The organism is Microvirga sp. HBU67558 (assembly GCF_018069605.1).
GTDB classification, from domain to species: Bacteria; Pseudomonadota; Alphaproteobacteria; order Rhizobiales; family Beijerinckiaceae; genus Microvirga; species Microvirga terrae.
Genome location: NZ_JAGPUP010000546.1, coordinates 34,954 through 59,237 on the forward strand (window position 1 = coordinate 34,954; position 24,284 = coordinate 59,237).

Consider the following 24,284-nt stretch of genomic DNA (forward strand, 5'->3'; position numbering starts at 1 on the left):
AGCGGTCCACACGGATAAGGTTGGGGGCACTCGTCTCCGACCGGCGGGATCTTCCTCGCCAAGGACAGAATATAAAGAACGGGCCAGTTGATGATGTCGACGACCAAGCCTCGCCGGAAGAAGCCGGCCACTACCGCCATTGTCGCGATCAGCGCGCTGATGGCAGGGATTACTGCCGCGGAGAGCGCCTTCGCCCAGCAGGTGGCCCCGGGGAACCGCCGCGCTTCCGCTGCACAGGGTCCTATTGTCAACCGCGTCGTGGTCGAAGGAAATAAGAAGGTCGAGAAGGCCCTTCTTGAGGAACAGCTTCAGGCCCGCGCCCGCGCTCCCTACAATCAGGCTGCCGTGGACGCCGACGTTCAGCGGATCCTCGAGGTTTATCGCCGTTCCGGACGTGGTCTCGCCCAGGTGACCCCTCGTCTGGTGGACCTGCCCAACGGGACCGTCGACGTGGTCTACACCATCAACGAGGGTGACAAGACCGGCGTGAAGGAGATCCGCTTCGTTGGGAACGGCCAGGTGTCGTCCAGCCGCCTGCGCGGCCTCATGCAGACGACGGAGACGAACCTCCTCAGCTTCCTGAAGAGCTCGGACGTCTACGATCCCGATCGGCTCTCCACAGATCTGGACCTCATCCGCCGGTACTATCTCAAGAACGGCTATGCCGACTATCGCCTCGTCTCGAGCGATGTGGCCTTCGACCCCAACGGGGGCGGCTACGTCATCACGATTACGGTGGACGAGGGCGAGCAGTACCGATTTGGCAGCGTGAACGTGGATCCCCGCATCGCCGGTGTGGATCCGGGTGCTGTACGCCGGGACATCTCGACCTCTGAAGGCTCGGTCTACAACGCCGAAGCGGTCGAACGGTCGGTTCAGGCGCTGACTAGCAACGTTGGCCGTCAGGGCAATCCCTTCGCCCAGGTGCGTCCGGTCGGTACGCGTGATCCCTCCACCCGCACGGTCAATCTGACCTATGTGGTCGAGGAAGGTCCGCGGATCTACATCGAGCGCATCAACGTGCGCGGCAACAGCCGCACCCGCGACTACGTCATTCGTCGCGAGTTCGAGCTGGGCGAGGGCGATGCCTACAACCAGATTCTGGTCGACCGGGCCGAGCGCCGGCTGAACAATCTCGGCTACTTCAAGCGCGTTCGCATCTCCAACGAGCCCGGCTCTTCGGCCGACCGTGTGGTCGTGAACGTGGATGTCGAGGATCAGTCCACCGGCTCGTTCGCGATCTCGGGCGGCTATTCGACAGCCGACGGATTCATCGGCGAAGTCTCGGTCACCGAGACCAACTTCCTGGGCCGCGGCCAGTTCGTCCGTCTCGCCGGGCAGCTCGGCCAGCGCGCTTATGGCGTCGACTTCTCGTTCACCGAGCCGTACTTCCTCGGCTACCGGATGTCGGCCGGTATCGACCTGTTCTCGAAGTTCAGTGATCAGACCCGGTACTCCCGTTACGAGAACCGCATGACCGGCGGTACGCTTCGTCTCGGGCTTCCGATGACGGAAGAGTTCACGATCACGGCGCGCTACTCGCTGTATCAACAGACCCTGGACATCCCGAACGACACCGATCAGCCTTATAACGACTGCTCGATCCCGATCCCAGGATATACTGTTACCAACGCCGATGGAACGCCGAACCGGCAGTTCTGCGAAGGCAACGGCGAAGCCTCTCTGGCGATCAAGGAATCGCAGGGTGACACGATTACCTCGCTGGTTGGTCTGACCTACAACTACAATACGCTCGACAACATTCGCGAGCCTCGGAACGGCTTCTATGCCGAACTGAAGACAGACGTTGCTGGTCTCGGAGGCGACTCGCATTACTTCCGCGTCACGGGCGACGCGCGCTACTATCGCGAGCTGTTCGAGGATGTGGTGGGTATCGCCCGTATTCAGGGTGGCCACATCATGGGCTTCGGCGATAACGGCGCCGAATTCGCACAGGGCGGCGATCTGCGCATCATCGACCACTTCTTCATGGGCCCGTCGCTGGTCCGCGGCTTCGCGCCCAACGGCATCGGCCCGCGGGACATTTCGAGCCTCGACAGCCGGGCCAACGCCATCGGCGGCACCACTTACTTCGGCGGCACGCTCGAAGTGCAGTTCCCGATCTGGGGCCTGCCCCGCGAACTGGGCCTGAAGGGTGCGGTCTTCGCCGATGCTGGTACCCTCTACGGCTACGATGGTCCGACCACCTTCGACGTGAACGGCAACAACTTCATCGACGGCTACTCCGGAACCTGCACGCGCAACGCTAGTGCGACCACGACGCAGGAATGCATCGAGGTTCTCGACAGCAAGAAGATCCGCTCCGCCGTTGGTGCGTCGATCCTGTGGTCCTCGCCGCTGGGCCCGATCCGCTTCGATTACGCGTTCGCGCTCTCGAAGGAAGAGGGTGTGATCAGGGATGGCGTGCGCGTCGGTGCAGACCGTACCCAGGCCTTCCGCTTCACGGGCGGCACGCGCTTCTAATCGGGGAGGGCGCCCGCGGGCGCCCTCGCTTATGGTACATGACAGAATCCAATTTCTTCCCGCAAAGCCAGACGTTGACCCTGCGTCAGGTGGCGGAAATGGCGAACGCAACGCTCCCCGACGGTACCGACGGGGAGTTTTTGCTTAAGGGCGTCGCCCCTCTCGAGAGCGCTGAGCCCGGCGATCTCGCCTATATGGACAATCCTGCCTATGTTGGAGCCCTGGCGACCACGCGGGCCCGTGCATGCCTCGTGACACCACGCTATGCCGCGAAGGTCCCGTCCGGCACGATCGGCATCGTGACTCCCCAGGCCTACCGGGTTTTCGCGCAGGTTCTCGGGATCCTGTTCCCCTCCGCCATGCGGCCGGAATCCGCCTTTGCGTCCACCGGGATCTCACCCGGCTCCTTCGTTCATCCATCCGCACGACTGGAGCATGGAGTCAGGGTTGATCCCGGCGCCGTCATCGGGCCTCACGCCGAAATCGGGTCTGGCACTCTCGTCGGCGCTCATTCCGTCGTCGGTCCGCAGGTGAAGATCGGGCGCGACTGCTCGATCGCGGCCAACGTGACGGTGTCCCATGCCTTCATCGGCAACCGCGTCATCCTTCATCCGGGCGTCCGGATCGGGCAGGACGGGTTCGGCTTTGCCATGGGACCTCAGGGCCACCTCAAGGTTCCGCAGGTCGGCCGCGTCATCATTCAGGACGACGTGGAGATCGGCGCGAACACCACCGTCGACAGGGGCGCTAGCCGCGACACCGTGATCGGCGAGGGCACGAAGATCGATAACCTGGTCCAGATTGCACACAACGTGGTGATCGGCCGCCATTGCGTGATCGTCGCGCAGGTCGGCATCGCCGGGTCCACGACCATCGAGGATTACGTGGCTCTCGGCGGGCAGGTCGCCGTCAAGGGGCACGTCCGGATCGGCATGGGAGCCCAGATTGCAGCGACCAGCGGGGTCAACGGCGATGTCCCCCCTGGCGCTCGCTGGGGCGGCATACCGGCCCGGCCGATGCGCGAGTGGTTCCGTGAGATCACAGCCCTGAAAAAGCTTGCATCCCAGGGCGATTCCGCCAAAGACGACGACGCGTCTTCATAACGTTCGTTGAAGACACTCACTACCGCCGGGAGTTCACGTCATGTCCGAAGCGCCCACCACGCTTCAAACCGCCGATATCATGGAGATTCTGGAGCTCCTGCCGCACCGGTATCCATTCCTCCTGGTCGACAAGATCATCGAGATCGACGGCGACAGGTCGTGCATCGGCATCAAGAACGTCACCTTCAATGAGCCACAATTCACGGGCCATTTTCCGTCTCGGCCGATTTTTCCCGGCGTTTTCCTGATCGAGGCCATGGCCCAGACGGCTGGTGCCATCTGCGTCAAGGCGAAGATGGCCGAGCAGGCGAAGCCGAAGCAGGTATTTTTCATGACGATCGATAAGGTGAAGTTTCGCCGGCCCGTGGAGCCGGGTGACCGGGTCGAGTTCCACATGCGCAAGCTGAACAACCGACGCAACATGTGGTGGTACAAGGGCGAGGCGAAGGTCGACGGCACTCTCGTGTGCGAGGCCGAGGTCAGTGCCATGCTGGTGCTCGAGTAATGGACGTCTCGATTCATCCGACAGCCGTCATTGAAGATGGAGCCAAGATCGGCCCTGGCGTAAGGATCGGTCCGCTCTGCACGGTCGGGCCAGAGGTCGAGCTGGGCGAAGGCTGTCACCTCATGAGCCATGTGGCTCTGGCCGGCCGGACGACGATCGGCCCGCGGACCCGGATCTTTCCATTCGCCTCCATCGGCCATATCCCTCAGGATCTGAAGTACAAGGGGGAGGCCTCGACCCTCGAAATCGGCGCCGATTGCATGATCCGCGAAGGCGTGACCATGAATCCCGGCACCGAGGGAGGCGGCCTGCGTACGGTGATCGGCGACCGCTGCGCCTTTCTGGCCAATTCTCATGTAGGCCACGACACCAAGGTTGGCAACGACTGCATCCTGTCCAACAACGTGATGCTGGCCGGCCATGTCACGGTCGGTGATTTCGTGATCTTCGGCGGTGGTTCCGCGGTGATCCAGTTCGCCCGCGTGGGCTCTCATGCCTTCGTGGGAGGCATGTCGGGTCTCGAGAACGATCTCATTCCCTATGGCATGGCCATGGGCAACAGGGCGCATCTGGCAGGCCTCAACATCATCGGTCTGCGCCGCCGCGGCTTCACCCGCGAACAGATCCACGACATCCGCCGGGCCTATCGCCTCCTGTTCGCCGATGAGGGCACCCTGGCGGAGCGTGTCGAGGACGTGGCCGGAGAGTTCGACGATCATCCGTTCGTGCACGAGATCCTCGACTTCATCCGCGAGGGCAAGGATCGCGCGATCTGCACGCCGCGGGACCCCGTCAGTTCGTCCGGTTAGTGCATCGTGCGGAAAAGTGATTCCGGCTCTCCGCACCGCATGATGCGTTCGCCGAACAAAGATGCATCGAATGGACCCGCGAAGCGCCAGTCCGCTTCAGGGTTCGATTCTCCCCTTCCTTCGGGCACAATCGCGATCCTCGCCGGGGGCGGGCAGCTTCCCATCCAAGTGGTGGATCATCTCCAGACGATGGGAAAGGATGTCCGTGTGTTGGCCTTCCGCGGCTTTGCGGAATCCGATTTGCGGCGGCGCGCTCATGCCACCGTCGACCTCCTCGATCTGAAGACGATCATGGATACCCTTGAGGGATGGCGACCCGAGGCCGTCTCTCTCGTGGGGGCGGTGCGGCGCCCCGGCTTCTCCGCGCTCCTCAGTGCCTACTCGCTGCTGAGGAACATGAATGAGGTCAGGGAGGTCATCACGCGCGGCGACGACCAGGTCCTGCGTGGAGCCGTAATGCTGCTCGAAGAGCGCGGACACCGTGTGGTCGGCGCCCACGAGCTTGCGCCCGACCTCGTCGCCGCCCGGTCTCTCAGCGGAGCTCGGAGCCCCAGTGCCGACGACCGCGAGGCCATTGGCCTCGGCCTCGACCTCCTCAAATCCCTCTCGGCCTTCGATATCGGCCAGGGCGCGGTCATCGCCCGCAGGCATGTTCTGGCGATCGAAGGACCCGAAGGCACGGATCGGATGATCCGCCGGGTGCTGAAGATGCGCCAGTCCTGGTTCGGCCTTCGGCGCCGGGAGGAGGGAGGGGTCCTGATCAAGGCCGCCAAACGAGGCCAGGATCTCAGGGTCGACATGCCCACCATCGGACCGCGCACGGTCGTTGAGGCAGCAAAGGCCGGGCTTTCCGGTATCGCCATAGGGGCGGGTTCCACTTTCGTGCTGGAGCACGAGAGGACTCTCGCGACCGCCGACAGGCTCGGTCTTTTTCTGATCGCCGTCGACCTGCCCTGGATGGAGGATTCCCGTGGCTGATACGAAGCCGCTGACCATCTGGATCGTCTCCGGTGAGGAATCGGGCGATCAGCTCGGGGCGAAACTGATGCGCTCCCTCAAGGCCAGGCTGGGAAGCGACGGCCTGCTTTTCGGCGGCGTCGGCGGCCACGCCATGGAAAGAGAAGGGCTGAGGAGCCTGTTTCTGCTCGAAGAGATTGCCGTGATGGGGTTCTCCGCCGTCATTGCACGACTTCCTTCGATCCTGAAGCGGATCCGGCTCACGGCCGATGCCATCGTGGCTGCAAAGCCCGATATGCTCGTCATCATCGACAGTCCGGACTTCACCCATCGGGTCGCCAAAGCGGTGAGACGCCGTGCGCCTCACATTCCCATCATCGATTATGTCAGCCCCTCCGTCTGGGCCTGGCGCCCGGGCCGCGCACCGAAGATGCGGGCCTACGTGGATCATCTGCTGGCCCTGCTGCCTTTCGAGCCGGCCGCTCACAAGCGCCTGGGCGGTCCGCCGACCACCTATGTCGGCCATCCGCTGATCGAGCGTCTTGCAGACATCAGGCCGGCGCCCGGCGAGCGCGGCGGCGCTGACGACGAACCCCTCAAGCTGCTCGTCCTGCCGGGGAGCCGGCGCTCGGAGGTCAGCCGCCTCATGGAGCCCTTCGGTGAGGCATTGACCCTCCTCAGAGATCGCTCGCCGCGTCCCTTCGAGGTAACGATCCCGGCCGTCGCCCATGTCGCCCAGGACGTCAAAGCCCGGGCAGAATCCTGGAGCGTGCGACCGCGGATCGTCGAGGGGGAGAGGGCGAAATGGACGGCTTTCCGGGAGGCAGATGCGGCGCTCGCGGCCTCCGGCACCGTGACCCTCGAACTTGGCCTCTCGGGCGTCCCCATGGTGGTGGCCTATCGCGTCTCCAAGATCGAAGAGGTGCTGAAATATCTCATCAAGGCTCCCTCGATTGTGCTGACCAACCTCGTTCTCGGTGAGAACGTCATCCCGGAGCTCATCCAATGGGACTGCACGCCCGAGAAGCTGGCCGATGCGCTTCTTCCTCTTCTTCGTGACTCTCCCGAGCGCCAGCGGCAGCTTGCTGCGTTCGGCAAGCTCGATGAGCTGATGCGGATCGGCGACGAAGTGCCGAGCGAGCGCGCGGCGCGGATAGTGGAAGAGGTGCTGGCATCACACAAGCATGTCTGAAAGGCTTCAGGGATGAACGGTCCTCCGGTCCGCCTCGCGGTCTGGGGTCGGTGATCCGGATCCGGAGAATGCGACGCGTTAAGCGGTCGGGCATGCGCCAGCCCGCATGAGCCTCCAATCGACAAACCTGAGAGACAACAAAAAGGGGCCTTTCGGCCCCTTTTCATGATCAGGATTTGTGCTTGTCTCAGCCGCGCTGGGCGACCGTCACGTAGTCGCGCTCCGTCTCGCCTGTATAGAGCTGGCGCGGACGGCCGATGCGCTGGGACGGATCCTCGATCATCTCGCTCCACTGCGCGATCCAGCCGACAGTACGGGCAAGTGCGAACAGCACCGTGAACATGGAGGTGGGGAAGCCCATCGCCTTCAGGGTGATGCCCGAATAGAAATCGATATTCGGATAGAGCTTCTTCTCGATGAAGTACTCGTCCTTCAGCGCGATCTGCTCGAGTTCGACAGCGACGTCGAGGAGCGGATCGTCCTTGATGCCGAGCTCGTTGAGCACCTCGTGGGTGGTCTTCTGCATGATGCGGGCGCGTGGGTCGTAGTTCTTGTAGACCCGGTGGCCGAAGCCCATCAGGCGGAACGGATCGTTCTTGTCCTTCGCCTTGGCGATGTATTCCGGAATGCGGTCAGGCGTGCCGATCTCCTCCAGCATCTTCAAGGCCGCTTCATTGGCGCCGCCGTGAGCCGGTCCCCACAGGCAGGCGATGCCGGCCGCGATGCAGGCGAACGGATTGGCGCCCGACGAACCGGCGAGGCGCACGGTCGAGGTCGAGGCGTTCTGCTCGTGATCGGCGTGCAGGATGAAGATCCGATCGAGCGCGCGCGAGAGCACCGGATTGACTTTGTACTCCTCGGCAGGCACCGCGAAGCACATGCGCAGGAAGTTGGAGGTGTAGTCCAGCTCGTTCTGCGGATACACGAAGGGCTGGCCGATGGAGTACTTGTACGCCATGGCGGCGAGCGTCGGCATCTTGGCGATCATGCGCATGGACGCGATCATGCGCTGGTGCGGATCCGAGATGTCGGTGGAATCGTGGTAGAAGGCCGACAGGGCGCCCACAGAGGCGACCATGATGGCCATCGGGTGCGCGTCGCGGCGGAAGCCGGTGAAGAACCGGTTCATCTGGTCATGCACCATGGTGTGGCGCGTGACGCGATAGTCGAAATCGGCCTTTTGAGCAGCGGTCGGAAGCTCTCCGTAAAGGAGCAGGTAGCAGGTCTCGAGGAAATCGCCGTGCTCGGCGAGCTGATCGATCGGATAGCCGCGATAGAGCAGGATGCCCTTGTCGCCGTCGATGTAGGTAATCTTCGACTCGGTCGCGGCCGTCGAGGTGAACCCGGGATCGTAGGTGAACATCCCGGTCTGACCGTAGAGTTTCGAAATGTCGATGACGCTCGGGCCGATGGTGCCTTCTTTGACCGGCAGTTCCACGGACTTGTTGTCGACGGTGACGGTGCTGGTGTTGGAACTCATGCGTCGTGGCCCTTTCAAAAAGGAGGCCGGGCAGAACCTAGAGCAACCGGTGGATCGGAGAAGACCTCCGTGGCTGCCCAACCGCGGTTTGCCGGTCGGTCGGTAGGATAATGGCGCCTTCGGTAGCTTATCCGTTGGAACGGAGCAAGCACGTCTAAAGGCGGGATGCCCTTGCTATGCAGCAGGCGCATCCTTGGTTTGGTCTCGAAGACGCAACAGAGTTTCGTCCTTTCCGAGCACCGCCATTACGTCGAAGAGACCAGGCGATGTGGCCCGTCCGGTGAGGGCCGCCCTGAGCGGTTGAGCCACTTGTCCGAGCTTGGCTCCGATGGCCTCCGCGTGCTCGCGTACGACGGCTTCCACGCTTTGAGCCGACCAGTCGGTGACGTGGTCGAGCTTGTCAGCGATCCCAGCGAGACGCGTCGTGCCGTCCGCGAGCAGGCTCGCCGCTTTCTCGTCGAGATGCAGCGGACGCTGCGCATAGAGGTAATACGCGCTGTCGAGCAGCTCCACGAGGGTCTTGGCGCGCTCCTTCAGGCCGGGCATGGCGGCGACAAGCTTCTCGCGCAAAGCCGGCTTGAAGGTGCGTCCAAGATGGTGCTCGTCCTTGTCCAGCTCCGGCAGAAGATCCTCGAGGGCGTGCACCAGCCGCTCGTCGTCCGCCTGGCGCATATAATGTCCGTTGAGGTTCTCCAGCTTGGCGAAATCGAAGCGCGCCGGCGACCGGCCGATGCTGCCGAGATCGAAAGCGTCGATCATCTCCTGAGTGGAGAAGATCTCCTGATCCCCGTGGCTCCAGCCGAGGCGCACAAGATAGTTGCGCAGGGCCTCCGGAAGATAGCCCAGGCTGCGGTAAGCCTCGACGCCGAGGGCGCCGTGCCGCTTCGACAGCTTGGCTCCGTCCGGGCCATGGATGAGCGGAATATGCGCCATCTTCGGCACGTCCCAGCCAAGCGCCTGGTAGATCTGCGTCTGCCGTGCCGCATTGGTCAGGTGGTCGTCGCCGCGGATCACGTGCGTCACGTTCATGTCGTGATCGTCCACCACGACGGCCAGCATATAGGTGGGCGTGCCGTCCGAGCGCAGGAGAACGAGATCGTCGAGATCCTTGTTCTGCCAGACCACGCGGCCCTGCACCTCGTCCTCGACCACCGTCTCGCCCTCGGTCGGCGCCTTGAGGCGAATGACCGGCTTGACCCCCGCCGGCGCCTCTGACGGGTCCCGATCGCGCCAGCGTCCGTCGTAGCGGAGGGGCCGGCCCTCCTTGCGGGCGGTTTCGCGCATCTCCTCCAGCTCCTGCTGGCTCGCATAGCAGTGATAGGCGCGGCCCTGCGCCAGCAGGGTCTCGGCGACCTCCCGATGGCGGGCGGCCCGGGAGAACTGGTAGACCACGTCACCATCCCAGTCGAGGCCAAGCCATTTGAGACCCTCGAGGATCGCCGCGATCGCGGCATCCGTGGAGCGTTCCCGATCCGTATCCTCGATGCGCAGCAACATCTTGCCCCCGTGGCGCTTGGCGTAGAGCCAGTTGAACAGGGCCGTGCGTCCCCCTCCGATATGCAGGAAGCCGGTGGGAGAGGGGGCGAAGCGGGTGACGACGGTCATCGCGGGAAACCTTGACTGGAAAAACTCAATGGGCCGAGCGGCTTGTATCGTCCGCAGCGTCATCCGACTCAATCCACAGGGCGGTTTGGGCCGGAGCGTGCGGTCGTCTAGCATGCAACCGGAGCTGCGTTAAGCCGAAGCCACGATGGAAGACAACCGCGAAATGCCCGACCGGATCCCGCGCCGTGGTGCGCGGGCCGTGGCGCTGCCCCGGCCTTGGGCTTACCCCATCGAATGGCGTCTTCTCGATGGTCGCGGCTGGCTCTCGAAGAGCATCGCTCACGAGATCGACCAGCGGCGGCTCTTTCCTTGGATCCCCGTCTTCTTCGGCGTTGGCATCGCGCTGTTCTTCCAGGCTGATGGCCAGCCGGCCCTGTGGGCTCCGCTCGGCGCAGCTCTATTCTGTGCTGCGGCCGCGATCGCTCTTCGCCGGAAGCCAGCCGCCTTCTGCGCCGTGATCGCGATCATGGCGCTCTTTGCGGGATTCTCGGCCGCGGCCATCCGCATGCGGAACGTGGCTTCCCCGGCGCTCGCCCGCATCGTCGTCACTCCGGTGACGGGCTTCATCGAGGCAATCGAGGATCGACAGGAGGGCAAGCGGCTGCTGCTGCATGTGGTCGAGATGAGGGATGTCCCGGATGCGGAGCGGCCCGAGCGGGTTCGGGTCTCCGTGCGTCTGGGGATCGAACTCTCGCCCGGGCAGCTGATCACCGGCACGGCGCGGCTGCTGCCCCCGCCGCAGCCTGCATGGCCCGGGGGCTATGACTTCGCTCGGGATGCCTATTTCAAGGGGATCGGCGCGGTGGGTTCCATGGTCGGGCAGGTCCGTCCGGACGCTGCGTCACCGGCGCCAACTTGGGCCCTGCGGCTGGCCGCGTATGTCGATGGAGCCCGCAATGCCCTGACCGAGCGGATCGCCACCTCCATCGGGGGAGCGGCCGGAGGCGTCAGCGCCGCGCTGGTGACGGGTAAGCGCGGCCTCATTCCGGAGCAGACCAACGAGATCCTGCGTGGCGCCGGCATCTATCACATCGTGTCGATCTCGGGCCTCCACATGGTGCTGGCTGCAGGGACCTTCTTCTGGCTCGTGCGGGCCCTCCTGGCCCTTGCGCCGAGCCTTGCCCTGCTGTTGCCGGTCAAGAAGTTCGCCGCCGTGGCGGCGATGATCGGGGCCACGATCTACTGCGTCTTCTCAGGCTCTGATGTCGCCACCGAGCGCTCGCTCATCATGACCCTCGTGATGTTCGGGGCGGTTCTGGCGGATCGTCCCGCCTTGAGCATCCGGAACCTGTCGATCTCCGCCCTCGTGGTGCTCGCCCGGGAGCCGGAGGCGTTGCTCGGCCCGAGCTTCCAGATGTCGTTCAGCGCGGTCGCCGCCATGATGGCCCTCGTGCCTCTCATGCACCTGAAGGAGTCAGACGGAAGGGGCTCCGGTATCGTCGCGCGCGTCGCGTCCTGGGTGTCGCGGCCGGCGCTCGGACTTGCGACGACGACCCTGGTGGCCAGCATCGCGACCGCGCCTTTCGCGGCCTATCACTTCCAGAGCCTGAATCCTTACGGTCTCGTCGGCAACGCGCTGGCCCTGCCGCTTGTCTCCCTCGTCGTGATGCCGTCCGCCGTTCTTGGCGTACTGGCCTATCCCTTCGGGCTCGACCGGCCGATCTGGCAGATCATGGGTTTCGCCGTCTCGCAGGTGCTCGACGTATCGGCCTGGGTTGGAAGCTTCAGCGGGTCGACCGTGATCGTTCCGGCCCTCGGCAGTGCCTCTCTCGTTCTTCTGACCGTCGGACTGATCGTGATGACGGTGCCGGCGTCGTCCCTGCGATGGCTTGCGATCGTGCCCGCCGGTGTCGGGCTGGCCTTCGCGGCTACGCCGCATCGCTACGACCTGTTCATCGACCGGGACGGGGCAGGGGCGGCCATTCGCGGCCGGAACGGGCGGCTGACCCTTGTGGGGCGCCCGTCCGACTTCGTCGCCGAGCAATGGCTGCGGGCCGACGGCGACGCGAGGAGCGCCGACGATGCGAGCCTCAGACAGGGTGCAAGATGCGACAAAGCCGGCTGCGTGGTGGCGGCTGACAGCGGACGCTGGATCGCATTCGTCCAGGAAGTCTCGGCATTCGAGGAGGATTGCCGCCGCGCCGCGGTGGTGGTCTCACAGCTCCAGGCGCCGCCAGGCTGCAAGGCGCGCTTCGTCTGGGACGGCAGGGCGTTGAAGGAAAGCGGGGCAACGACGATCCGCTTCACACCCGACGCCATCGAGGTGCGCTCCGTCCGAACAGGAACTCAGATCCGATCCTGGTCGAACAAGGCGCATCCGCTTGAGCCGTCGCCCGCTCGGGAAGGGCTGCGTCGAGCGCAGCCGATCCCCGAGCAGGATCTTCCCGAAGAGGACGTCAGTAGCGGCGAACCAGACTGACGAGCTTACCCTGAATCTTGACCCGGTCGGGGCCGAGCACGCGGGTTTCATAGGCCTGGTTGGCGGCCTCGAGGGCGATGGAGGAACCGCGACGGCGGAAGCGCTTCAAGGTCGCCTCCTCGTCGTCGATGAGGGCCACGATGATGTCGCCCGTATTGGCTGTGTCCTGCCGGCGGATCACCACGAGATCTCCGTCGAGAATGCCGGCTTCCACCATCGAGTCGCCCCGCACTTCCAGAGCGAAGTGATCACCCTGGGCCAGGAAATCACCTGACAGCGTGATGGAATGACTGCGGGTCTGGATGGCCGAGATCGGCACACCGGCGGCGATCCGTCCCATGACGGGGATCGACGTTTCCCGATCCCGGGGATCGGATGCCGGCTGCGGCGCGGCCCTGGCCTTGCCGGCAAGGCCCCCCTCGACGACGCTCGGGGTGAACCGGCGCTGGCTGCCCGCACCGCTGGTGCTCTCCGGCAGCCGGAGCACCTCCAGGGCCCGGGCGCGGTTCGGCAGGCGCCGAATGAAGCCACGCTCCTCGAGCGCCGTAATCAGGCGATGAATGCCCGACTTGGACTTGAGATCGAGCGCATCCTTCATCTCGTCGAAGGACGGCGGAACCCCGGTTTCACGCAGCCGCTCATGAATGAAGCGGAGCAATTCGTGCTGTTTACGCGTCAGCATGGCTGGCCTCTACTGCTCCCGTGCGGAGCGATTCTGAAACAAATCGAGAACAAGGTAGCTGTTCCCGCTGTGTTCCGCAAGCCTGGGTATTCGGAAATCAACAGGAGGTCAGCAAAATCTGTCGAGCCTGATGATCCGGCAGGCCTCTCCGGCCGTGGCCGCAGGCGCATGGGGCGGCCGCACTAGGAGAGCGTCCGAGCGCTCGAGGATGCTCAGCATGGAGGAATCCTGCAGCAGATGCGGGGTTGCGACGGGCAGCATCAAACGCTCGGGCCCCCTCGTCAGCCCGACCGGGACGTCCTGGAGCGAGAGCGATGCGCGCATGTAATCCTGACGCTCGCGATTGGGCGGAAGATCGGCCCCCAAAATTGCGTCCTCGGTCGGGTCGTCGGCCGCTCTCTGATCGCCGAGGAGTGCGCGGATTGCCGGAATCAGGAAGAGAACGGCGCAGACGAGCGAGGAGACGGGATTGCCCGGCAGCCCCAGGAACAGGGTTGATCCGAGGTGCCCGTGCATCAGAGGCTTTCCCGGCCGCAGCGCCACGCGCCAGAAGCCGAGATCCATGCCGTGGCGGCTCAAAGCCTCCTGCACCAGATCGTGTTCGCCCACGGACGCGCCGCCGAGCGTCACGAGGATGTCGGCTCCTGCACTCGTGGCCGCCTGGATGCGCTCGTGGAGCGACTCCAGGGTGTCGCGGGCAATGCCGAGGTCGATCGCCTCCGCGCCCGCCCTCTCCACCATGAGAATCGTCGCCGGCAGGCTCGATGCGGTGATCTGGTCGGGTCCGACGGGCGCGCCCGCCCGCACCAACTCGTCGCCCGTAGCGAGGATGGCGACGCGGGGCTTGCGGTGGACGCTGAGTCCCCCATGGCCCATGGCGGCCGCAAGAGCGACGTGGCGGGAATCCAAGCGCAATCCGGCCTGCAGGAGCACATCGCCGGCCCGGAAATCGAGGCCGGCCGCGCGAATGTGACGACCCGGACGGCCCGCCTCCTTCACGATTACCTGATCGCCCGATCCCTCCGTATCCTCCTGCAGCACCACCGCATCCGTGCCGTCCGGAACAGGAGCCCCGGTGAAGATTCGCACCGCGTCGCCGCTGCCAACTGCCCCGGAGAACCGGTTTCCGGCCGCGCTGGCCCCGACCACCCGCAGTGTCGCCGGAACGGTCGCACAATCGGCGCTTCGTACCGCATAACCGTCCATCGCGGAGGCCGGGAAGGGGGGCTGGTCGCGAAGCGCGCTGACATCCTCGGCGAGCGTCCGGCCGGCGCAGGCGGCAAGGGGCACATGCTCGCTCCCGACCGGCCTTTCGACGCCTGCCAGAATGCGGGAGAGAGCATCCTCGACCGAAATCAGGCTCATGGTGCCTCGAAATCCCCGGAACGGCCTCCGCTCTTGCGACGCAGGCGGACGTTCTCGATTCTCATGGCCTTATCGACGGCCTTCACCATATCGTAGATCGTCAGGCAGGCGACGGAGACGGCGGTGAGAGCTTCCATCTCGACGCCGGTCTGGCCGGACACCTTCACCTCAGCGCTGACGCGTACGCCCGGAAGGCTGTCATCCAGAGTGCAGTCCACCTTGACCTTTGAGATGAGAAGAGGGTGGCAGAGCGGGATGAGTTCGTGAGTGCGCTTGGATGCCATGATCCCGGCAAGACGGGCTGTGCCCAGAACATCGCCCTTCTTGGCCTCGCCGTGGCGGATCAGGTCGAGAGTCTCCGCCTGCATGATCACGCACCCCTCGGCGATCGCGGTGCGGCTGGTGATGCCCTTGTCGGAGACATCGACCATGCTGGCCTGGCCGGTCGCATCGAGATGCGTGAGTTTCGTCATGTCGCCTCGCCGAACAGGAGCTTCCGCGTGGCGCTCGCCACATCCGCCTGACGCATGAGGCTCTCGCCCACAAGAAACGTGCGGATGTCGACCCTCGACAGACGCTCGATGTCGGAGAGCGTAAAGATCCCGCTTTCTCCGACGACGATGCGGTCCGCGGGGATCAGAGGTGCCAACTCCTCGCTGACGCCGAGCGATACCTCGAAGGTGCGCAGATTCCGATTGTTGATGCCGACCAGCCTGGTGCCGAGGGGCAGGGCACGGTCGAGCTCCGCCCGATCGTGCACTTCCACCAGCACGTCCATGCCGAGATCATGGGCGGTGTCGATCAAGGCGCGGGCTTCGTCGTCGGTGACGCTCGCCATGATCACAAGAATGCAGTCTGCCCCCCAGGCCCGCGCCTCATAGACCTGGTAGGGCTCGAACAGGAAGTCCTTGCGCAGGGCCGGCAGGCCCGACGCGTCACGGGCCTGAGCCAAGTACTCGGGCTTGCCCTGAAAGGACGGCTCGTCGGTCAGGACCGACAGGCAGGTGGCGCCGCCCTCCGCATAGGCCCGGGCGAGGCTCGGAGGGTCGAAGTCGGCGCGGATCAATCCCTTCGATGGGCTTGCCTTTTTGACCTCGGCGATGAGGGCCGGGCGCCCTTCGGCGAGATGCCGCTCGATCGCCCTGCCAAAGCCGCGAGCCGGAGCAGCCGAGCGTGCGCGGCGCTCCATGTCGTGGAGCGAAACCGCCGCTTTCGCGGCGGCGATCTCCCGGCGCTTGTAGGCTTCGATCTTGCTGAGAACGTCGGCCATGGGAGCCTCGCTCAGCTGTTCGAGATCTTGACGAGACGCTCGAGCGTCGCCTTCGAGGCGCCGCTGTCCAGAGTCCGAGACGCCCGGTCGAGACCATCGCGCAGATTGTCGGCTTCGTCCGCCACCACCAGCGAGGCTGCGGCGTTCAACAGGGCCACGTCCCGATAAGGGATCCGGGCACCGTCCAGGACAGCGCGAAGCTGGGCCGCGTTATGCTCCGGGTCGCCGCCCCGGAGATCGTCGAGCGAGACGGTCGGCAGCCCAACCTCGTCGGGCGTCACGGTGAAGCGGCGGATCGCGCCGTTCTCGAGAGCCGCTACGAAGGTCGGACCCGTGGTGGTCATCTCGTCGAGGCCGTCGGAACCATGCACGGTCCAGACCTTCTGAGAGCCGAGTTCCTTCAGAACCTGGGTGAGCGGCTCGAGCCAAGCTTCTGAAAAGACGCCGAGAAGCTGGCGCTTGGCGCCGGCCGGATTGGCCAGCGGCCCGAGCAGGTTGAAGATCGTCCGGGTGCCGAGCTCAACGCGTACCGGCGCCACGTGGCGCATCGCGGCGTGATGGGTCTGGGCGAACATGAAGCAGAGCTTGGTCTCGTCGAGACAACGCTCGAGGCCTTCCGGATCGAGCCCGAGCTTGAGGCCGAGAGCCGCCAGCACGTCCGCCGTGCCGGACTTCGAGGAGGCCGCCCGGTTGCCGTGCTTGGCCACGGGAACGCCGCAGGACGCCACGATGATCGAGGCAAGCGTGGAGATGTTGTAGCTGCCCTTGTGGTCGCCGCCGGTGCCGACGATGTCGACGGCCTTCTCGGGAGCGTTGACCCGTAGCATGCGGCCGCGCATGGCCGTGACGGCGCCGACGATCTCTTCCAGAGCCTCGCCGCGCACCCGCAGGGCCATCAGGAAGGCTCCACCCTGGGCAGGTGTGACTTCACCGGAGAGCAGGTCGTCGAACGCGTCCCGCGCCTCGTCGCGCGTCAGCGATGCGCCCGTGGCGACCTTGGCGAGATAGGATTTGAACGATTCCATCGCTTTCACTGTCCTGCTGACGCTGCGGCACTGCCGGTGGCCCGGTGTCTGGCGTTCCAATCCGCTGCGAGTTCGAAGAAATTGCGCATGATCGTCACCCCGTGCTCCGACAGGATGCTTTCAGGGTGGAACTGCACGCCGTGGATCGGCAGGGAGCGGTGCGACAGGCCCATCACGAGGCCGTCCGAGGTTTCCGCCGTGACCTGGAGGTCGGCCGGACAGGTTTCGCGATCGACGATGAGCGAGTGGTAACGGGTCGCCTTGAACGATCCGTTGATGCCGCGGAACACCGCCTGTCCGCCATGCTCCACGTCCGAGACCTTGCCGTGCATGGGGAGGGGCGCCCGCGAGACGGTGCCACCGAAGACTTGGCCGATCGTCTGCAGGCCGAGGCAGACCCCGAAGGTCGGGATGTCGGGCGAGGCGCGTTTGACCAGGTCGAGACAGATCCCGGCCTCGTTCGGCGTGCAGGGGCCGGGGGAAAGCACGATGGCGTCCGGCTGCGAGGCGAGCACCTCGTCGGTCGTGATGGCGTCGTTGCGCACCACGTCGACGGAGGTCGCGAGCGGACCGAGCAGATGCACCAGGTTCCAGGTGAAGCTGTCGTAGTTGTCGATGACGAGAACGCGGGTCATAGCGCGCCGACGTTCGCGTAAGCGAAGCTCCCGGTCAAGGGACAGCCTGGCGTCCCGTTCATTGTCCGACCCTGGCCTGGCTGGCGAAACGCACGGCTTCCTCCGCCGCCCGGAAGAGAGCCTTCGACTTATTGATGCATTCCTGCTGTTCGGAGGCCGGATCGGAATCGTACACGATGCCGGCACCCGCTTGAACGGCCATGCGTCCGTCCTTGACGACTGCCGTGCGCAGCACGATGCAGGTGTCCATCTCGCCGTTGGCGCCGAAGTATCCGACGCAACCGGCATAGGGCCCGCGCTTGTCCTTCTCCAGTTCGTCGATGATCTGCATCGCCCGCACCTTCGGCGCGCCCGAGACCGTCCCGGCCGGGAATCCCGCCACCAGGGCATCGAGGGCATCGAACGAGGGATCGAGCCGGCCCTCCACGTTCGACACGATGTGCATCACCTGGCTGTAGAACTCGAGGAAGAACGAATCCGTGACTTCGACGGAGCCCATCTCGGCCACGCGGCCGACATCGTTGCGACCGAGATCGAGCAGCATGAGGTGCTCGGCCCGCTCCTTCTGGTCGGCCAGCAGGCTTTCCGCGTGGGCCCGGTCTTCGGCCGCCGTCGCGCCCCGCGGGCGCGTTCCGGCGATCGGCCGGATCGTGATCCGGCCTTCTCGGACCCGTACCAGGATTTCCGGCGAGGAGCAGACGATCTGGAAGTCCTCGAAGTCGAGGTAGCAAAGGAACGGAGCCGGATTGACCCGCCGCAGCGAACGGTAGAGTGCGAAGGCCGGCAGGGGGAAGGCCGACTCGAAGCGTTGCGAGAGCACCACCTGGAAGATGTCGCCGGCCCGGATGTACTCCTTCGCCTTGGCGACCATCGCCTCGAACTCCTCCGGTGTCGTGTTCGAGACCGGAGGATCGAAATGGATCCGGGTCGGATCGCTGCGGTCGTCGATGGGCAGGGGACGCTCAAGGGCAGTGGTCACGTCGTCGAGGCGAGAGAGCGCGCCTTCATAGGCCGCCCGGGCGGAGGTTCCGGCCCGCGGGCGCACGGGCGTAATGAGGGAGATCTCGTCCCTGACCGCGTCGAACACGACCATGACAGTCGGGCGAATGAGAATCGCGTCGGGAACCTCGAGCACGTCCGGATTGGGCTCGGGCAGGCGCTCCATGAGACGAACCATGTCGTAACCCAGATAGCCGAAGAGGCCCGCCGCCATGGGCGGCAGATCGTCGGACAGCGGCAGGGCGCTTTCCTTGATGAGCGCGCGCAGGCTCTCCAACGGGGGAGCCACCTCCACGGTGAACTCCTTCATCCGGCTCAACGCCTGCCGGTCGATCGATGCCACGCCATCCTGGCAACGCCAGACCAGATCGGGATCGAGCCCGATCATGGAGAAGCGGCCGCGGGTCGCTCCGCCTTCCACGGATTCCAGCAGGAAGGCCGAGCCCTTCCGGTCGTGCCGCAGTTTCAGGAAGGCCGCGACAGGGGTCAGGAGATCGCCCACGAGCGTCGTGCGCAGGACGCCGGCTTCGCCTGCCTCGTAGGCCGCCGCGAAGGTGTCGAAATCGGGCGTGGTCGTCATCGGTTTAGGATTCGCTGCCCGTGGCGCGACGCAGCGCCTGCTGATTGATAGTGACGCCGAGATCCTGGCGGACCTGGGCGATGTACTGGCTGAGCAGATCGTCGCCGAAGCCGGTGCGGAGCTGGTTCTCGGCGTTCTGCGCGGCCTGGGTCGTGGTGACCAGGGGCGGCACGGTTGCGGACGTGACCTTGAACACCGCGCGGGCGTCGGTCCCGTTCGCCGCATGGCCGACCTTTCCGACTGGAACGGCGAAGATGCGATTCACGGCTTCGGCCGCGAGATCGTCTTTGGCGGCGTTGCGGGCAAGGTCCGTCGCGTTCACGACCGGTGCACCGACCGACTGGGCCACGGCCTCGATGGCCTCGCCCTTCTCGAGGCGGCCCGTCAGCTCGTTCGCCTTCTCGGACAGGCGCTGCGCGACCTGATCCTCCCGCCATTGGGCGGCGACCTGATCGCGGACCTCGTCTAGGTTCTTCTCGCGGGAGGCCTCGATGCCGGTCACGTCGTACCAGACATAGCCGGTCGCCGTGCGCAGGGGTTCGTTGTCGACCCCGATGTCCGAGGCGAAAGCCGCCTTCACAACGGCATCCTTCTCGGGCAGGTTCACGGGATTGCCGGCCTTGTCGAGGCCGCCGGCCTCGACGGCCGGCACCTGGATCAGGGTCAGGCCCTTGTCCTTCGCAATCTCCGCCAGGGGCTTGGCGCCAGCGCGCAGATCCTCGATCTCGTCGTGGATCCGCTCGATCTGATCCTTCGCGCGCTCCTGGGCGAGTTGCTGCCTGATCTCGGCCGCGACCTCTTCGAAGGCGCGAACCGACTCGGGCTGGATCTGGGTGACGCGCACCAGCACGGGGCCGAAGCGGCCGGCGATCGGGCCGCTGACGGCTCCCTGATCCAGCGTGAATGCGGCATCCGCGACCGCCTGATCGAGCATCTCGGCCTTGGTGAAGGTGCCGAGCTCCAGATCCTGCGGGGAGACATTGCGCTCGGTGGCAAGGGACTCGAAGGTGGTCCCTTCCTTGATCTTCGCGGCGGCCGCCTCGGCGTCGGCCTGGGACGGGAAGGTGATCTGCTGGATGGTACGGTGCTCCGGAGTGCCGAAGGACGCCTTCCGCTGCTCATAGGCCTGGCGGGCATCGGTCTCCGACACGGTCTCCGGCTTGGAGATCGCCGCCGCGTCGAGAGCCATCACGGAGACGGCCCGGTATTCGGGAGCCCGGAAGGCGCTTCGGCGCTCGTTGAAGAAGCTCTGGAGCTGCTCGGCCGTCGGAGCCGGGATGTCGCCCGCCATGGCCGGGGTCAGGAGCAGATAAGCGGCGGCGCGGCGCTCGCTGGCGTAGCGGTGCAGGGCCTCCCTGGCGGCGACCGGCACATTGATATCGCCGGCGATGGCTTCCGCCAGGTGGAGGCGCGCCATGGCCGAGCGCTGCTCCTGCACGAAGCCGGCCTCGGAGAGACCGGCATTGCGCAGCGCCTGATCGAACTGGGCGCGGTTGAACTGGCCGTCGGCGCCCTTGAAGGCCGGGTTGTTCATGATGGAGGCGGCAACGAGCTGATCCGACACGGAGAGGCCCATCTGTTTGGCCTGCTCGGCCAACACGGCTTCCGTGACGAGATTGGACACGACCTGTTGATCAAGGCCGAAGGCACGCGCCTGCTCCGGGCTGATCACCGTGCGGAACTGGCGCCCGAGGCGCTGGAGCTCGTTGGTGTAGGCGTTGCGGACCTGATCGACCGTGATGGTCGTGCTGCCGACCTCGGCCACCGCGGAAGCCGGGGTGACGCGGAAGATGTCGCCGATGCCCCAGATGGCGAAGCTGACGATGAGGGCACAGAAGAAGATGGTGGCGATCGCTTTGCCGACCACGGTCTGCCCAGCCTTGCGCATGTTCCGAAGCATCGTGAACCCGTTTTCCAAAAAATCGTTAAACCTGCCGATAAACGATCAGGGGCTCTACGAAAAGGGCAAGTCTGGTTGAAAGAAGGCTCTAGCCTCTGCTACTGCCGGATCATCAAGCGTGACAGGAGTGCCTTATATGAGCGTCGATAGGCCGCGCCCGCTGGTGGCGGGAAACTGGAAGATGAACGGATTGAGGTCGTCGGCCAAGGTCCTGGAGGAGGTCCATGCCGGCTATACCCCGGGTCTCAAGGCCAAGGTCGAGCTCGCCGTCTGTCCGCCCGCCACCCTGGTGGGCGTTTTCGCCCGCCACTCGGTGGGCTCCAGGGTGGCGATCGGCGGTCAGGACTGCCATGCCAAGGAATCGGGTGCCTTCACGGGCGATCTGTCAGCCGAGATGCTGGCCGACGCGGGGGCGACCTACGTGATCGTTGGCCATTCCGAGCGCCGCCAGTACCACAAGGAAAAGGATGTGGATGTCTGCGCCAAGGCGGTGGCGGCCCATCGCGCGGGTCTGACTGCCATCGCGTGCGTCGGCGAGACCCGGGAGGAGCGTGAATCCGGCAAGACCCTGGCGGTCGTCCGCAGGCAGCTGCGCGGTTCGATTCCGGTCGATTCGAACAGCCACAACCTTGTGGTCGCATACGAGCCGGTCTGGGCCATCGGCACCGGCTTGACGCCGACGATCGCCGACGTGGCGGAGGTGCATGCCCTCGTCAGGGACGAACTGCGCCGCCTCGTGGGCAAGGCGGAGGCGCCCAAGGTCCGCATCCTCTACGGGGGCTCCGTGAAGCCTTCGAACGCCGCCGAGCTGATGGCCGTGGACAACGTCAACGGTGCCCTGGTCGGCGGAGCGAGCCTCGTCGCGGCCGATTTCCTCGCCATCGCCGGGGCCTATCTCGGGTAACGGCGAAAAGGCGGCTTGCGGGTCTTTGATCCTGCGCCCACCTATGCTACAGGCCGCCGCAACGAACGGATTGCGAGCGGCTGTCGCCCTGTGCGCAGCCGCTTGAGGTTTTTGAAAACGATGCAAACAGTTCTCATCATTGTCCATCTGATCATCGTGCTCGCCCTGATCGGCGTGGTTCTCCTGCAGCGCTCCGAGGGCGGCGGCATGGGTCTCGGCGGCGGGGGAGGCGGCGTGTCCGGCTTCATGACCGGGCGGGGTCAGGCCAATGCGCTGACCCGCGCGACGGCGATCCTGGCGGGCCTGTTCTTCGTGACGAGCATCGCCCTCACCGTCATGGCGACCACGACGCGGGCTCCGCGGTCGATTCTCGACGGCGCCGCGCCGGCGGCACCGGCTCCGGGCCCACAGGCTCCGGCTGCTCCGCAGGGCGGCAACGTGCTCGAGCAGCTTCAGCGGCTCCAGGGCGAACAGCCGGCGGCACCGGCGCCCGGGTCGCCAGCCCCGACAGCGCCTCAGCAGTAAGTGAAACCAGGGCCGGACCTTCCGGCCCTCTCTTTTTGTGGATGGGTTTCGGGTTGTCGGGTTCGCGATTGCGAATCGGTGCCCGATGTTTATGGATAGGGGTCCATGACGCGGTACGTATTCATCACCGGCGGCGTGGTGTCTTCGCTCGGCAAGGGTCTGGCTTCGGCGGCTCTGGGAGCGCTTCTCCAGGCACGCGGTTACAAGGTTCGGCTTCGCAAGCTCGACCCATATCTCAACGTCGATCCGGGGACGATGAGTCCCTACCAGCACGGCGAGGTCTTCGTGACCGACGACGGCGCTGAAACCGATCTGGATCTCGGGCACTACGAGCGCTTCACCGGCGTTCCGGCCACCAAGGCCGACAACATCACCACCGGGCGCATCTATCTCGACATCATCACCAAGGAACGCCGCGGCGACTATCTCGGCGCGACCATTCAGGTGATTCCCCACGTCACGAACGCCATCAAGGACTTCGTGCTCACGGGCAACGAGGGCTTCGACTTCGTTCTCGTGGAGATCGGCGGCACGGTCGGCGATATCGAGGGACTGCCGTTTTTCGAGGCGATCCGTCAGCTCGGCAACGACCTTGACCGAGGACAGGCGATCTACGTCCACCTGACCCTGCTGCCGTTCATCCCGTCGGCCGGCGAGTTGAAGACGAAGCCGACCCAGCACTCGGTCGCGGAACTGCGCTCCATCGGCATCCAGCCGGACATCCTGCTCTGCCGCACCGATCGCGAGATCCCCAAAGACGAGCGCCGCAAGCTCGCCCTGTTCTGCAACGTGCGCGAGACCGCCGTGATCGAAGCGCGCGACGCCCGTTCGATCTACGACGTCCCGCTCGCCTATCACGAGGCGGGGCTCGACAGCGAGGTTCTGGCGGCCTTCGGGCTCGACGGCGCGAAGACGCCCGATCTTTCGCGCTGGACCAAAATTTCCGGGCGCGTCCACAATCCGGAAGGCGAGGTGACGATCGCCGTGGTCGGCAAGTATACCGGCCTCAAGGATGCCTATAAGTCGCTGATCGAGGCCCTTCATCACGGCGGCATCGCCAACCAGGTGAAGGTGAACCTGGAATGGATCGAGAGCGAGATCTTCGAGCACGAGGATCCGGCGCCGTTCCTGGAAGGCATTCACGGCATCATGGTTCCCGGCGGCTTCGGCCAGCGCGGCGCCGAAGGAAAGATCCGTGCGGCCCGCTTCGCCCGTGAGCGCAAGGTGCCGTATTTCGGCATCTGCTTCGGCATGCAGATGGCCGTGATCGAGGCGGCGCGCTCGCTCGCCGGCATCCAGGACGCCAGCTCGACGGAATTCGGACCGACCTCCGAACCGGTGGTCGGCCTGATGACCGAGTGGCTGCGCGGCAACGAACTCGAGAAGCGGGCCACCGGGGGCGATCTCGGCGGGACCATGCGCCTCGGGGCGTATCAGGCTGCGCTCAAGCCGGGCAGCAAGGTGGCGGAGATCTATGGCGGCACGGAGATCTCAGAGCGTCACCGGCACCGTTACGAGGTCAACATGACCTACCGCGACCGGCTCGAAGGGAAGGGCCTGCGGTTCTCCGGCGTCTCGCCGGACGGCGTGCTGCCCGAGATCGTGGAATACGAGGACCATCCCTGGTTCATCGGCGTCCAGTACCATCCTGAACTGAAATCGCGCCCGTTCGAGCCGCATCCGCTCTTCAAGAGCTTCATCCATGCGGCCGTGGAGCAGAGCCGCCTGGTTTAACCGCCGCCACCCCGTCATCGCCGGCACAAGGCTGGCGATGACGGTCGTAAAGCCGCCGAGCCCATCATCGCTCGGAGGGCCGGCTTCCCGTGGGGCGTTCGCCAAACCGGG

At 65.2% G+C, this 24,284-nt stretch carries 20 protein-coding genes; 10 read left to right on the forward strand and 10 right to left on the reverse strand.

What is annotated here, in order from left to right:
• The first annotated feature begins 90 nt into the window (after positions 1–90).
• From bamA to lpxB, 6 genes are all read left to right on the forward strand, one after another.
• Positions 91–2,484 (forward strand): outer membrane protein assembly factor BamA, encoded by a 2,394-nt coding sequence (gene bamA / locus KBI52_RS22415; RefSeq protein ID WP_210811823.1) that lies wholly within the window; start codon positions 91–93, stop codon positions 2,482–2,484.
• Between the two features lie 38 nt (positions 2,485–2,522).
• Positions 2,523–3,587 carry a UDP-3-O-(3-hydroxymyristoyl)glucosamine N-acyltransferase gene (gene lpxD / locus KBI52_RS22420; RefSeq protein WP_173950510.1) on the forward strand — a complete coding sequence of 355 codons (1,065 nt, stop codon included), beginning with the start codon at positions 2,523–2,525 and terminating at the stop codon, positions 3,585–3,587.
• A gap of 40 nt (positions 3,588–3,627) precedes the next feature.
• Positions 3,628–4,092, forward strand: a complete 465-nt coding sequence (gene fabZ / locus KBI52_RS22425; protein WP_173950511.1) for a 3-hydroxyacyl-ACP dehydratase FabZ — start codon at positions 3,628–3,630, stop codon at positions 4,090–4,092.
• The gene (gene lpxA / locus KBI52_RS22430) at positions 4,092–4,901 is read left to right on the forward strand and encodes an acyl-ACP--UDP-N-acetylglucosamine O-acyltransferase (protein WP_173950512.1); all 810 of its coding nucleotides are present in this window, start codon (positions 4,092–4,094) and stop codon (positions 4,899–4,901) included. The genes fabZ and lpxA overlap by 1 nt, the downstream gene beginning before the upstream one ends.
• A gap of 135 nt (positions 4,902–5,036) precedes the next feature.
• Positions 5,037–5,879 carry an LpxI family protein gene (locus KBI52_RS22435; RefSeq protein WP_262265571.1) on the forward strand — a complete coding sequence of 281 codons (843 nt, stop codon included), beginning with the start codon at positions 5,037–5,039 and terminating at the stop codon, positions 5,877–5,879.
• Complete coding sequence (gene lpxB, locus KBI52_RS22440) at positions 5,872–7,050, forward strand: lipid-A-disaccharide synthase (RefSeq protein ID WP_210811825.1); 1,179 nt, start codon at positions 5,872–5,874, stop codon at positions 7,048–7,050. The genes KBI52_RS22435 and lpxB overlap by 8 nt, the downstream gene beginning before the upstream one ends.
• A gap of 187 nt (positions 7,051–7,237) precedes the next feature.
• On the opposite strand, the gene gltA is transcribed toward lpxB, so the two are convergent.
• Both gltA and gltX read right to left on the reverse strand, forming a co-directional pair.
• On the reverse strand, positions 7,238–8,530 hold the full coding sequence (gene gltA, locus KBI52_RS22445) for a citrate synthase (protein WP_173950515.1): 1,293 nt from the start codon (positions 8,528–8,530) through the stop codon (positions 7,238–7,240).
• A gap of 174 nt (positions 8,531–8,704) precedes the next feature.
• A complete protein-coding gene (gene gltX, locus KBI52_RS22450; protein WP_210811826.1) occupies positions 8,705–10,135 on the reverse strand; it encodes a glutamate--tRNA ligase in 1,431 nt (476 codons plus the stop codon).
• Positions 10,136–10,280: 145 nt separating this feature from the next.
• Between gltX and KBI52_RS22455 the strand changes: the two genes are divergently transcribed.
• Positions 10,281–12,554 (forward strand): ComEC/Rec2 family competence protein, encoded by a 2,274-nt coding sequence (locus tag KBI52_RS22455; RefSeq protein ID WP_247654576.1) that lies wholly within the window; start codon positions 10,281–10,283, stop codon positions 12,552–12,554.
• Here the strand turns inward: KBI52_RS22455 and lexA are convergent.
• The 8 genes from lexA to KBI52_RS22495 all read right to left on the reverse strand — a co-directional run bounded on the left by lexA (position 12,532) and on the right by KBI52_RS22495 (position 20,998).
• Positions 12,532–13,236: a transcriptional repressor LexA gene (lexA, locus tag KBI52_RS22460; protein ID WP_210811827.1), complete on the reverse strand. Its 705-nt coding sequence runs from the start codon at positions 13,234–13,236 to the stop codon at positions 12,532–12,534. The two genes, KBI52_RS22455 and lexA, sit on opposite strands and share 23 nt — an antisense overlap.
• Before the next feature lie 108 nt (positions 13,237–13,344).
• Positions 13,345–14,601, reverse strand: a complete 1,257-nt coding sequence (gene glp / locus KBI52_RS22465) for a gephyrin-like molybdotransferase Glp (protein ID WP_173950518.1) — start codon at positions 14,599–14,601, stop codon at positions 13,345–13,347.
• Positions 14,598–15,074 carry a cyclic pyranopterin monophosphate synthase MoaC gene (moaC, locus tag KBI52_RS22470; protein ID WP_173950519.1) on the reverse strand — a complete coding sequence of 159 codons (477 nt, stop codon included), beginning with the start codon at positions 15,072–15,074 and terminating at the stop codon, positions 14,598–14,600. Before moaC ends, glp begins: the two co-directional genes overlap by 4 nt.
• A complete protein-coding gene (trpC, locus tag KBI52_RS22475; protein WP_173950520.1) occupies positions 15,071–15,871 on the reverse strand; it encodes an indole-3-glycerol phosphate synthase TrpC in 801 nt (266 codons plus the stop codon). Before trpC ends, moaC begins: the two co-directional genes overlap by 4 nt.
• Positions 15,872–15,882: 11 nt before the next feature.
• Positions 15,883–16,896 carry an anthranilate phosphoribosyltransferase gene (gene trpD, locus KBI52_RS22480; RefSeq protein WP_210811828.1) on the reverse strand — a complete coding sequence of 338 codons (1,014 nt, stop codon included), beginning with the start codon at positions 16,894–16,896 and terminating at the stop codon, positions 15,883–15,885.
• A gap of 5 nt (positions 16,897–16,901) precedes the next feature.
• Positions 16,902–17,531 carry an aminodeoxychorismate/anthranilate synthase component II gene (locus tag KBI52_RS22485; protein WP_173950522.1) on the reverse strand — a complete coding sequence of 210 codons (630 nt, stop codon included), beginning with the start codon at positions 17,529–17,531 and terminating at the stop codon, positions 16,902–16,904.
• Between the two features lie 58 nt (positions 17,532–17,589).
• Positions 17,590–19,110: an anthranilate synthase component I gene (gene trpE / locus KBI52_RS22490; RefSeq protein WP_210811829.1), complete on the reverse strand. Its 1,521-nt coding sequence runs from the start codon at positions 19,108–19,110 to the stop codon at positions 17,590–17,592.
• Between the two features lie 4 nt (positions 19,111–19,114).
• Positions 19,115–20,998, reverse strand: coding sequence for a SurA N-terminal domain-containing protein (locus KBI52_RS22495; protein WP_247654577.1), 1,884 nt, complete (start codon positions 20,996–20,998; stop codon positions 19,115–19,117).
• 148 nt (positions 20,999–21,146) lie between these two features.
• On the opposite strand from KBI52_RS22495, the gene tpiA reads away from it, so the two are divergent.
• The 3 genes from tpiA (at position 21,147) to KBI52_RS22510 (ending at position 24,173) form a co-directional block, all read left to right on the forward strand.
• The gene (tpiA, locus tag KBI52_RS22500) at positions 21,147–21,914 is read left to right on the forward strand and encodes a triose-phosphate isomerase (protein WP_173950525.1); all 768 of its coding nucleotides are present in this window, start codon (positions 21,147–21,149) and stop codon (positions 21,912–21,914) included.
• Positions 21,915–22,034: 120 nt separating this feature from the next.
• Positions 22,035–22,439 carry a preprotein translocase subunit SecG gene (gene secG / locus KBI52_RS22505; RefSeq protein ID WP_173950526.1) on the forward strand — a complete coding sequence of 135 codons (405 nt, stop codon included), beginning with the start codon at positions 22,035–22,037 and terminating at the stop codon, positions 22,437–22,439.
• Between the two features lie 105 nt (positions 22,440–22,544).
• Entirely contained in the window at positions 22,545–24,173 is a 1,629-nt protein-coding gene (locus tag KBI52_RS22510; protein WP_173950527.1) for a CTP synthase, read from the forward strand.
• Positions 24,174–24,284: the final 111 nt, after the last annotated feature.